This window comes from Pseudohongiella sp. SYSU M77423 (assembly GCF_029911965.1).
In the GTDB taxonomy this organism is placed as follows: domain Bacteria; phylum Pseudomonadota; class Gammaproteobacteria; order Pseudomonadales; family Pseudohongiellaceae; genus Pseudohongiella.
The window spans coordinates 106,779-118,183 of sequence record NZ_JARYTH010000004.1; the positions used below are offsets into that span (position 1 = coordinate 106,779).

Annotated in this window: 10 protein-coding genes; 6 read left to right on the forward strand and 4 right to left on the reverse strand. The window is 55.0% G+C overall.

Annotated elements, in window-relative coordinates; all coding sequences use genetic code 11:
- Nucleotides 1-129: 129 nt before the first annotated feature.
- The 4 genes from fba to tkt are packed head-to-tail and all read right to left on the reverse strand — an operon-like array spanning nt 130 to nt 5,480.
- Nucleotides 130-1,173 (reverse strand): class II fructose-bisphosphate aldolase, encoded by a 1,044-nt coding sequence (gene fba / locus QGM61_RS10125; RefSeq protein WP_237132467.1) that lies wholly within the window; start codon nt 1,171-1,173, stop codon nt 130-132.
- A gap of 31 nt (nt 1,174-1,204) precedes the next feature.
- Nucleotides 1,205-2,389 (reverse strand): phosphoglycerate kinase, encoded by a 1,185-nt coding sequence (locus tag QGM61_RS10130; RefSeq protein ID WP_281132870.1) that lies wholly within the window; start codon nt 2,387-2,389, stop codon nt 1,205-1,207.
- Between the two features lie 42 nt (nt 2,390-2,431).
- Entirely contained in the window at nt 2,432-3,460 is a 1,029-nt protein-coding gene (gene gap / locus QGM61_RS10135) for a type I glyceraldehyde-3-phosphate dehydrogenase (protein ID WP_281132871.1), read from the reverse strand.
- A gap of 16 nt (nt 3,461-3,476) precedes the next feature.
- The gene (gene tkt / locus QGM61_RS10140) at nt 3,477-5,480 is read right to left on the reverse strand and encodes a transketolase (protein WP_281132872.1); all 2,004 of its coding nucleotides are present in this window, start codon (nt 5,478-5,480) and stop codon (nt 3,477-3,479) included.
- A 168-nt stretch (nt 5,481-5,648) separates the two neighbouring features.
- Here tkt and QGM61_RS10145 point away from each other — a divergent pair, with 168 nt between their 5' ends.
- The 6 genes from QGM61_RS10145 (at nt 5,649) to QGM61_RS10170 (ending at nt 11,384) form a co-directional block, all read left to right on the forward strand.
- Nucleotides 5,649-6,653, forward strand: coding sequence for an ArsR/SmtB family transcription factor (locus QGM61_RS10145; protein ID WP_237132471.1), 1,005 nt, complete (start codon nt 5,649-5,651; stop codon nt 6,651-6,653).
- Between the two features lie 42 nt (nt 6,654-6,695).
- On the forward strand, nt 6,696-7,853 hold the full coding sequence (gene metK, locus QGM61_RS10150; protein ID WP_281132873.1) for a methionine adenosyltransferase: 1,158 nt from the start codon (nt 6,696-6,698) through the stop codon (nt 7,851-7,853).
- Between the two features lie 40 nt (nt 7,854-7,893).
- Nucleotides 7,894-9,273, forward strand: a complete 1,380-nt coding sequence (ahcY, locus tag QGM61_RS10155; RefSeq protein ID WP_237132473.1) for an adenosylhomocysteinase — start codon at nt 7,894-7,896, stop codon at nt 9,271-9,273.
- Nucleotides 9,274-9,416: 143 nt separating this feature from the next.
- Nucleotides 9,417-10,262, forward strand: coding sequence for a methylenetetrahydrofolate reductase [NAD(P)H] (gene metF / locus QGM61_RS10160; RefSeq protein ID WP_237132474.1), 846 nt, complete (start codon nt 9,417-9,419; stop codon nt 10,260-10,262).
- Nucleotides 10,263-10,277: 15 nt separating this feature from the next.
- Nucleotides 10,278-11,006, forward strand: a complete 729-nt coding sequence (locus QGM61_RS10165) for a 16S rRNA (uracil(1498)-N(3))-methyltransferase (protein WP_237132475.1) — start codon at nt 10,278-10,280, stop codon at nt 11,004-11,006.
- A gap of 69 nt (nt 11,007-11,075) precedes the next feature.
- The gene (locus QGM61_RS10170; RefSeq protein ID WP_281132874.1) at nt 11,076-11,384 is read left to right on the forward strand and encodes an antibiotic biosynthesis monooxygenase family protein; all 309 of its coding nucleotides are present in this window, start codon (nt 11,076-11,078) and stop codon (nt 11,382-11,384) included.
- The last annotated feature ends 21 nt before the right edge of the window (nt 11,385-11,405 follow it).

The following is an 11,405-nucleotide window of genomic DNA, read 5'->3' on the forward strand; positions in this document are numbered from 1 at the left end:
TCGAGGCGCCGGGGACAGGGTGGCAAGCAGCGCCTCAGCTAAATCGAGGCGCCGGGAGTAGCGGGAAAGGGAGCGACGAAAACTTGAGGAGGACCTTCCCGCTGATCCCGGCGCCGGAAGCGCTAAGGCTCAGAGCCCGTACTTACCAGCCATCTCCTCCAGACTGTACACCTTCCCAATCCGATCAATCTGCCCCGCCGTCCCGAACGCCTCCAGACGCGCCTTTACGATCCCCTTCATCGCTTTCACAGTCGGTGTCAGGAATTTACGTGGATCGAACTCAGATTTGTTCTCAGCCAGGAACTTGCGCACCGCACCAGTAGATGCCAGACGCAGGTCCGTGTCGATATTGACCTTGCGTACACCGTGCTTGATGCCTTCCTGAATTTCTTCGACCGGCACACCGTAAGTTTCCGGGATCTCACCGCCAAATTCGTTGATCACGGCCAGCCACTCTTGTGGAACCGATGACGAGCCGTGCATGACCAGGTGTGTGTTGGGAATACGGGCGTGAATTTGTTTGATACGCTCAATGGCCAGGATGTCGCCAGTCGGTGGACGTGTGAATTTGTAAGCACCATGACTGGTGCCAACAGCAATCGCCAGAGCATCCACGCCTGTATCGCTGACGAATTGCGCAGCCTCTTCAGGGTCAGTCAGCATCTGATCGTGGGTCAGCTTGCCTTCCGCACCGATGCCGTCTTCTTCACCTGCCATACCCGTTTCCAGCGAACCCAGGCAGCCAATTTCGCCTTCTACGGACACGCCACAGGCATGTGCCATTTCAACTACGGTACGTGTCACTTTTACGTTGTAGTCATAGTCAGTTGGCGTCTTGCCATCGGTTCCCAGGGAGCCGTCCATCATGACTGAGGAGAACCCAAGCTGGATGGAGCGCTGACACACCGCGGGTGACACACCATGGTCCTGGTGCATGACAATCGGGATATGAGGGAACTCTTCGATGGCAGCCAGAATAAGGTGACGCAGGAAGTTGGAACCGGCATATTTTCGCGCACCGGCCGAAGCCTGCAGAATGACCGGGCTGTGGACTTCGTTCGCTGCCTCCATAATGGCGCGAACCTGTTCCAGATTATTGACGTTGAATGCGGGCACGCCGTAACCATGTTCGGCAGCGTGATCCAGCAACTGCCGCAAACTGATAAGTGCCATAGTAACTTCCTCTTGAAAAGTTTTTAGTAAATTAGTGTTCCAGAACAGCAACCGCCGGCAGCACATCACCCTGAACGAACTCAAGGAATGCACCACCACCGGTGGAAATGTAAGATACCTGATCCGTAATGCCGAACTTGTCGATGGCCTGAATGGTCTCGCCACCACCAGCAATAGAGAATCCCTTGCTGGACGCCACGGCCTCGGCAATTGCCTTGGTGCCATTGGCAAATGTGTCGAACTCAAACACACCAACCGGACCATTCCATATAATGGTTTTCATCTCACCAATGATAGATGCCAATTTCTGTGCAGTCTGCGGACCGATGTCCAGAATCATGTCGTCATCAGCAACATCGCTGACGGACTTGATGGTTCCCTCGGCATCCGCAGAGAATGATTTTGCTACTACCACGTCGACCGGCAGAGGGATCGATGTTTTTTGCATCAGGGCTTTAGCGGTATCTACCAGATCGGTTTCCACCAGTGATTTGCCTACTGGATAGCCTGCTGCCAACAGGAAGGTATTGGCGATACCGCCACCTACGATCAGCTGATCTGTTTTTTCCGCCAGGCTCTCGAGAACCTGCAATTTGCTGGACACTTTGGCGCCACCAACAATGGCCAGCATGGGACGTTCCGGACTCTTCAGGGCCTTGTCGAGCGCGTCCAACTCGGCCGAGAGCAATGGGCCCGCACAGGCCTTGCCGGCAAAACGTGCCACGCCGTGAGTACTTGCCTGCGCGCGGTGCGCTGTGCCAAACGCATCCATGACAAAAATATCGCACAGGCCAGCATAGGCCTGGGCCAGATCGTCGCTATTTTTACCTTCGCCAACATTGATCCGAACATTTTCCAGAAGAACAACTTCACCCTGATCTGGTGTCGCACTAGAAGGACTTTGCAGGTAATCCTGTACCAGCCGCACTGGCACACCCAGCAGCTTCTGCATGTGCTCTGCTACTGGCGCCATAGAAGACTCAGTTTGTTCTGAAATGGGCTTTCCTTCTTCCGGGCGGCCCAGGTGGGACATCACCATCACCCTGGCGCCAGCATCCAGCGCCTGGCGAATAGTTGGCAGTGCCGCGACGATACGCGTGTCATTGCCCACAACACCATTTTTGACTGGAACATTCAGATCTTCACGGATCAGTATGCGTTTACCGGCAAGGTCCAGCTCGTGCATCCGTGTAATGGTTTTTGCTGATGATGTCATTTAAATCCTGCTCCTTTGTTCAATTGGATCCAATCGCTTTTTTCACTGCGACTGCAGCCTGATCAGGTTGGCAACATCAAGCATGCGATTGGCATAGGCCCACTCGTTGTCAAACCAGGCAAGCACTTTTATCAGATGTTCGCCGCTCACCCGTGTCTGACTCAGATCCACAATAGCCGATCTTGGGTCATGATTAAAATCACAGGATGCCAGTGGCTCGTCCGTGCAGGCCAACACATTGGGCAATGAACGGCCCGACGCGCTGCGAATGGCATCATTGACCTGTTGCATGCTGGCATGACGCGAAACGGTAACGGTCAGATCAATGGCTGATACATTAACGGTTGGCACACGCATGGCCTGCGCCGAGAAGCGACCATCCAGATGCGGCAGAATTCGGCCGATACCCTTGGCGATCTCTGTATCAACCGGAATGATTGACTGCACCGCGCTGCGTGTTTTGCGCAGGTCCTGGTGATGGTAGGCATCGATGACCGGCTGATCATTCATTGCAGAATGGATGGTTGTTATTACACCGTATTCAACACCGAAAGCCTCGTCGAGACACTGAATCACCGGTACCACACAGTTGGTCGTACAGGAAGCCGCCGATATGATCCGGTGCTCGGACGTCAGCTGCTCGTGATTGATCCCGTAAATGACAGTAGCATCAACATCACTTTGCGCTGGCTGTGAAAACAGCAGCCTGCCGGCACCCTGCTGCAGGTGCTGGGCGGCAGTCGCTCTGTCACTGAAACAGCCACTGCACTCCAGCACCAGATCAACGTCAAGCTCGCGCCAGGGCAGTGTGCCGATCTCGGGATGCGAGAGGACCTTGATGCTCTGACCATTTACATTCATGGTGTCGTTCGCTACAAGTTCCACGTCACCCACAAATCGGCCGTGAGTACTGTCGTAGCGTGTCAGGTGCGTCAGCGTCCGTGCATCTGTCAGGTCATTTACCGCAACGATCTGCATTTCGGGCAGATCGTTACGTTCATACATGGCACGCAGCACACAACGGCCTATGCGGCCATAACCATTAATTGCCAGTCGATACGGCTTGGTCATAGTGCGCCCGGATCCTTCATGCCAACAGTTTTTGTGCGCGGCTGACGATATTCTCTGCTGTAAATCCAAATTCCTTCATTAGTACACCGCCCGGCGCCGATTCACCAAACGTGGTCATGCCTATCACCTCGCCATCAAGGCCGACGTATCTGGACCAGTACTCTACAGCGCCGGCTTCGACGGCCAGGCGTTTGCGAACTGCGTTCGGCAGCACCTGTTCACGGTAAGCCGCATCCTGCTGGTCGAATACGTCTGCCGAAGGCATCGATACCAGGCGTGCCTTCACGCCAGATCCCTGCAGCTCTTTTACAGCATCGCGTGCTACCGATACTTCCGAGCCGGTGGCGATCACGATCAGTTCCGGACTACCGTCACAGTCTTCCAGCACATAGGCGCCACGAGAGATCAGATCAACCTGCTCAGCGCTGCGTTCCTGATGAGGCAGACCCTGACGGGACAACACCAGAGATGTCGGGCCATCATTTCGCTGCAGCGCACGGGTCCAGGCAACCGCCGTCTCTACTGCGTCACTGGGGCGCCATACCGACATGTTCGGTGTTGTACGCAGGTTGGTCAGCTGTTCGATGGGCTGGTGAGTCGGACCGTCTTCGCCCTGACCGATTGAGTCATGTGTATAGACGTTGATGACGTGCTGCTTCATCAGGGCGCCCATGCGCACGGCATTGCGCGCATATTCCATGAAGATCAGGAAGGTGCCACCGAAGGGAATGAACCCGCCATGTAATGCAATACCGTTCATGATGGCGCTCATGCCGAATTCACGCACACCGTAATAGATGTAGTTGCCATCGTTTTGTTCGCTGATCGGTACACTGCCTTTCCACATGGTCAGGTTGGAGCCTGCCAGGTCTGCGGAACCGCCAAGCAGTTCGGGCAGTATTTCGCTGAACGCAGCGATCATGTTTTGGGATGCCTTGCGTGTCGCCAGGCCTTCACCTTTTTGCTGGCACTGCTGAACCAATTCGCGCGCCTGCTCCTCGAAGTGCCCGGGCAGTTGTCCTTTAAGGCGACGCACCAGCTCCATTGCCAGATCAGGGTAGGCCTCCTCATAACGAACCAGTTTTTCTTTCCAGCGCGTCTCAGCCTGGAAGCCCTTTTCACGGCAGTCCCAATCCTGAAGGATGGCCTGAGGCACCTCAAAGGGCGGGTACTCCCAACCCAGTGCATTGCGCGTGGCAGCGACCTCGTCAGGGCCCAGCGGGGCTCCGTGCACACCGGCAGTGCCAGCTTTTGCCGGTGAACCAAAGCCGATGACTGTCTTGCAACGAATCAGTGTCGGTCGCTGTGTATCGGCGCGTGCCTCTTCAATCGCCTTGATGATCTGTTCGGCGTCATGTCCGTCAATCGCCAGCACCTGCCAGCCGTAGGATTCGAAGCGTTTGGTGGTGTCGTCGGTGAACCAGCCGTCAACGTCACCGTCGATAGAAATGCCATTGTCATCATAGAAAGCAATCAGCTTGCCCAGACCCAGCGTGCCGGCCAGCGAGCACACTTCGTGAGAGATACCCTCCATCAGACAGCCATCGCCAGCAAAAACATAGGTGTAGTGGTCGATGATGTCGTGCTCAGGGCGGTTGAATTGGGCAGCCAGTGTTTTCTCGGCAATCGCCATGCCTACGGCATTGGCCAGCCCCTGGCCCAGCGGGCCGGTCGTTGTTTCGACACCGGGTGTATAGCCGTATTCAGGGTGGCCCGGCGTCTTGGAATGCAACTGACGGAAGTTCTGCAACTCCGACATTGGCAGATCAAAACCACTCAGGTGCAGCAGTGAGTAGATCAGCATCGAGCCGTGACCGTTGGACAATACAAATCGGTCGCGATTTAGCCATTGCGGATTGCGCGGGTTAAATGACAAATAGTCGTTCCAGAGGACTTCCGCGATATCTGCCATACCCATCGGGGCTCCGGGATGCCCGGAATTGGCTTTCTGGACGGCATCCATACTGAGGGCGCGGATGGCATTGGCGCGATCTCTGCGTGAGGTCTGTCGGTTCGACATACGAGCGGGACTCCTGTTGAGGGGCGTATCAAAGCGCGTATTTTCCCGCAGATTGGCTATATTTTCCAGACAAATACGGGGGTGCTGCGGATTCACGCCGGTTTTCAGCAGCAACTCTCTATCAAAATATTTTGATATAGGTCTAAAAGCTGGTATAGTCCGCCGCCTATGAGTGCCAAACTTCAACCAGTACATGCAGATAGCACCAATGCCGAGATCGGAGACGCCGAGGCACTCGCGCGCCTGTTCAAAGCACTGGCAGATCCGTTGCGTCTGGATATTCTGCGCCTGCTGCGCACTGAATCATTCGGCGTTCTGGAACTGAGCCGTATCCTCGACGTGCGGCAGTCGGCACTGAGCCATCATCTGAAAATCCTGGCCCAGGCCGCGCTGGTTTCAACGCGCCGCGAGGGCAACAGCATCTTTTACCGGCGAGCTCTGCTGCTGGTGGATGACCCCGCGTACGATGCCAAAAGAGCGGCATTCGCGGCTCTGGATCAGCTAAGCCTGCGACAGACCCTGAAGGACGGCATCAGCCAGATTCATCACGAGCGATCCGAACAGTCCCTCCTGTTTTTCGAACGCCATGCAGAGCGGTTTCTGGAAAAGCAGGAGCTGGTCGCCGAATACGCGCATTACCGTGAGACACTTGGTGACCTGCTTGACGGCCTTAAATTGTCGAAGAACGCAGCTGTAATGGAAGTGGGGCCTGGCGAAAGCCCGCTGCTCAGCGAGCTGGCCGCTCGATTTGCGAACCTTACAGCGCTCGACAACTCTCTGGAAATGCTCAACAGGGCACGCAACATGCTGTCGCAGCGCAGTGGGCGCAGTGATGTCACTTTCATCCACGGCGACACACAGATTGCACTGACACGCCCTCAGCGTTTCGACCTGATTATTTACAACATGGTACTCCACCACATTCCGTCGCCCCAGGAGACCTTTAAAGACTGCGCCAGTCTTTTGAACAGAGGCGGCACGTTGTTATTGATTGACCTCAGCCATCATGATCAGGATTGGGTCCGCGACTCTTGCGGTGATCTGTGGCTGGGATTTACTGAAGAAGACCTCGACGCCTGGGCCAACGAGGCTGATCTACATTTCGGACAACGCGTATACCTGGGGCTGCGTAATGGTTTTCAGGTGCAGATGCGCACATTTACTAAAAATTAATTTTTTGATCGCTGGACACTGACTGTTTTAAAGGAACTGATTATGACAACACACCTGTTTACTTCCGAATCCGTCTCTGAAGGGCATCCGGACAAAATCGCTGACCAGATATCCGACGCGGTTCTCGACGCACTGCTCAAGCAGGATCCATCGGCTCGCGTGGCCTGTGAAACACTGGTCAAGACTGGCATGGTGATTGTGGCTGGCGAAGTCACAACTGAAGCATATGTGGACCTGGAAGATATCGCCCGCAGAGTGGTCGTTGATATTGGTTACGATCATTCTGACAAGGGCTTTGATGGTCACTCCTGTGCGGTTCTGAACGCCATCGGCAAACAGTCACCGGACATTGCCATGGGTGTCGACGAAACCGACGATCACGAACAGGGTGCTGGCGACCAGGGCCTGATGTTTGGCTACGCCAGCAACGAAACCGATGTACTGATGCCAGCTCCCATCACTTACTCTCACCGACTGGTGAAGCGCCAGGCTGAAGTTCGCAAGAACGGCACGCTGCCCTGGCTGCGACCTGATGCCAAGAGCCAGATCACCTTCCGCTACCAGGATGGCAAGCCGGTTGGTATCGACGCAGTGGTTCTGTCCACACAGCACGCCCCTGAAATTGAGCAGAAGGCGCTGCAGGAAGCGGTGATGGAAGAAATCATCAAACCGGTTCTGCCTGCTGAGTGGCTGGATAAAGACACCAAGTATTTCATCAACCCGACCGGTCGTTTTGTAATTGGCGGTCCATTTGGTGACTGCGGCCTGACCGGCCGCAAGATCATTGTTGACACCTACGGCGGCATGGCTCGTCATGGTGGCGGCGCGTTCTCGGGCAAGGATCCGTCCAAAGTTGACCGCTCAGCTGCATACGCCGCGCGTTATGTTGCCAAAAACATTGTCGCTGCCGGCATCGCCGACCGTTGTGAAGTTCAGGTCTCCTACGCCATTGGTGTCGCCGAGCCGACATCCATCAGCGTAGAAACTTTTGGCACAGGACAGATCAGCAACCAGCGTATCGTTGAGCTGATTCGCGAACACTTTGAGCTTCGCCCGAAAGGCCTGATCAAGATGCTGGACCTGATTCGTCCGATTTATTTCCCGACAGCTGCCTACGGTCACTTTGGCCGCGAAGATGCTGAGATCACCTGGGAGAAAACGGACAAAGCTGAGGCGTTGCGCGCCGCCGCCGGACTGTAAGTTAACGAATTCACTCAATGGTTTTTATTAAAGGTTTTTTATGAGCACTAACGACTACAAAGTAGCCGATATTTCACTGGCCGAGTACGGCCGCAAGGAAGTAATTCTGGCCCAGGCGGAAATGCCCGCCCTGATGGCACTGCGTGAAAAGTATCGCGCCGAGCAGCCACTGGCCAATGCCAAGATCATTGGCTGTATCCACATGACCATCCAGACAGCCGTGCTGATCGAAACACTGGTCGAGCTGGGTGCCGAGGTGCGCTGGTCCTCCTGTAATATTTTCTCCACGCAGGATCATGCGGCAGCGTACATTGCTTCCAAAGGCATCGCGGTTTATGCATGGAAAGGTCAGACAGTTGAAGAAGGTGACTGGTGTATCGAACAGACCATCCTCAAAGACGGTCAGCCCTGGGATGCCAATATGCTGCTCGACGATGGCGGCGACCTGACAGCCATGGTGCACAACAAGTACCCGCAAATGCTGGATAGGATTCACGGTATCACTGAAGAGACAACAACAGGCGTTCACCGTCTGGTCGAGATGCTGGCTGAAGGTTCGCTGAAGGTACCGGCCATCAATGTCAACGACTCAGTTACCAAGTCCAAGAACGACAACAAGTACGGCTGCCGTCACAGTCTGAATGACGCGATCAAGCGTGGCACGGACATGTTGCTGTCAGGTCGACACGCGCTGGTCGTCGGCTATGGCGACGTGGGCAAGGGTTCTGCACAGAGCCTGCGCCAGGAAGGCATGATCGTAAAGATCACTGAAATCGATCCTATCTGCGCCATGCAGGCCTGCATGGACGGGTATGAGGTTGTGTCTGCTTACAAGGGCGGCGTTAACACTGGCAAGCTGGAAGACGTGGATGCTGCATTGCTTGGCAAGATCGATCTGATCGTAACCACGACCGGCAACATCGATGTCTGCGACAAGAACATGCTGCAGGCACTGAAAGCAGGTGCAGTGGTCTGTAACATCGGTCACTTCGACAACGAAATCGACACCAAGTACATGCGTGACAACTGGCACTGGGAGGAGGTTAAGCCTCAGGTCCACAAGATCTATCGCGGCGACCTGGAAAAGAATCCGGAAGACTACCTGCTGTTGTTGTCTGAAGGTCGACTGGTTAACCTGGGCAATGCAACCGGCCACCCATCACGCATCATGGATGGATCGTTTGCCAACCAGGTAATCGCCCAGATCCACTTGTACAAGCAGGCTTTTGCCAGCAAATCAGCTGAACAGAAAGCCGAGCTGCTGCGTGTGGAAGTACTGCCCAAGAAACTGGACGAAGAAGTCGCCGCATTGATGGTACTGGGTTTCGGTGGTGTGATCACAAAAATGACACCATCCCAGGCCAAGTACATCGGCGTGAAGGTAGAAGGGCCCTATAAGCCTGACGCCTACAAGTACTGATCTATTGATTAGGAACCAGCTGTATTGCTGAGCTCGCATTAAGGATGACATGTTGCAATTCCTGGTGCGACTCAGCTTAAGCGACGACGTTCCTGGACAGACTGTCAAACCTTGTGAATCTCACAAAGTAACGGATGAAGATAATGGACATCAAAAACCCAGACGCACGTTTCAGTTTTGAATTTTTCCCTCCGCGCACTGACGCGGGAATGGAAAAACTGATGATCGTGCATCAGGAACTCGCCGCCCTGCGCCCGGATTTCTTTTCGGTGACTTACGGGGCGGGCGGGTCCACCAGGGATGGTACCCGGCAGGCGGTTACAAAAATTTCCCATGCGGGTTCGGCCGTCGCGCCTCACCTGTCGTTTGGCGGCTCCAGCAAGGAAGACATCCTGGCCCTGCTGGAGTCCTATCGTGAAATGGGCATCAATCGCCTGGTGGCATTGCGTGGCGACATACCCTCAGGCACCGGCGCGGCATCACAGTATTTTTACGCCAACGAGCTGATAGAGTTTGTACGCGAAAAGACTGGCGATCACTTTCATATTGAAGTGGCCTGCTACCCGGAAATTCATCCGCAATCCGACAGCTACGACAGCGATATTCATTTTTTCAAAAAGAAAGTAGATGCGGGTGCCAACAGCGCGATCACCCAGTATTTCTACAATCCCGATGCCTACTTCTATTTCGTCGACAACTGCGAAAAAGCCGGTATCGAGATTCCGATTGTACCTGGCATCATGCCAATCACCAATTTCACCAGCCTGCAGCGCTTCAGCGTCAATTGTGGCGCAGAGATCCCGCGCTGGATTCGTCAGCGCCTGCAATCCTATGGCGATGATGTGGAAAGCATTCGTGCCTTTGGCGCCGAAGTTGTCCTGCATCTTTGCGAAGATCTGCTGGCAGGCGGTGCGCCCGGACTGCATTTCTACAGCATGAACCAGACTGAACCGGTTCGACAGATCTGGCAACAGCTGGATCTGCGCTGAGGCTCAGGTCTCATCATGCGTCTGTCGCGAATCTACACACCTCAACCCTTGCAAGCAGGGGAACAGCTGCGCCTGGAAGGTGATGCTGCGCACTACCTTGGAAAGGTATTGCGCGCTAAAGTGGGACAGATGGTACGCTTGTTCAACGAGCAGCACGGTGAGTATCTGGCTGAGATTCAGGCGGTTGACAAACGCGGCATTGATCTGCAGCTCAACCCGTCACCAAACTGCCTGCCGGAGTCTCTGTTGCCTGTCCATATCGGACTGGGGCTGTCGCGTGGCGAGCGTATGGACTACGCGATTCAGAAAGCCACCGAGCTGGGGGTCGTTTCGGTCAGTCCTTTGTTCACCGAGCACAGCGAAGTCAAGCTGAGTGACGAACGTGCAGACAAGCGCACGGCACACTGGCAGAAAGTTGCAATCAGTGCCGCCGAGCAGTGCGGTCGCTGTACCGTTCCCACCATACATCCACCCCAGGCGCTAAGCGAATGGCTAAGCGGCGTACCCAGCGGTCAGGGCTTTATTCTTGACCCTGAGGGAAGTCATGGTTTTACCGGCGCAGCACCTGACCAGGTGTTCTTGCTGATTGGTCCTGAAGGTGGCATCAGTTCTGAGGAAATGAAGCTGTCGAAGTCCCAGGGCCTGTTGCCGGTTCGCCTGGGACCCAGAGTACTGCGCACAGAGACTGCTCCGGTCGTGGCGCTGACGGCGCTGCAGCTTCAGTGGGGCGACTTCAGGGACTGATCTCCCACCTTCCTTAAACGCTCCTGTCGCGTTAGGGTGTCACAACGGCACTCAACATGAGGGGACGCCATGAAATATATCTTTGAAGTACACATCAAACCTGGCTACACCGCCGAGCAATATGCTGAGGCATGGGTGCGCGCCAGCGAAATTATTCAGCAGGCTGAAGGTGCGCGCGGCACTGAGTTGCATCGAAAACTGGATGATCCGAATGTGTTGATCGCTATCGCCAGTTGGGACAGCAAGGCGCACCGTGATGCGATGGAGAGGCAGCACAACCGCAAGGTGGCCGAGATTATTCAGGGCGCTGCGCACCTGTGTGACATCCGCCCGCTAGGCGAGTTTGCCGACCCGGACTGGGTGGTTCCACCCCAATAAAAAAAAAGGCCCCTCATGGAG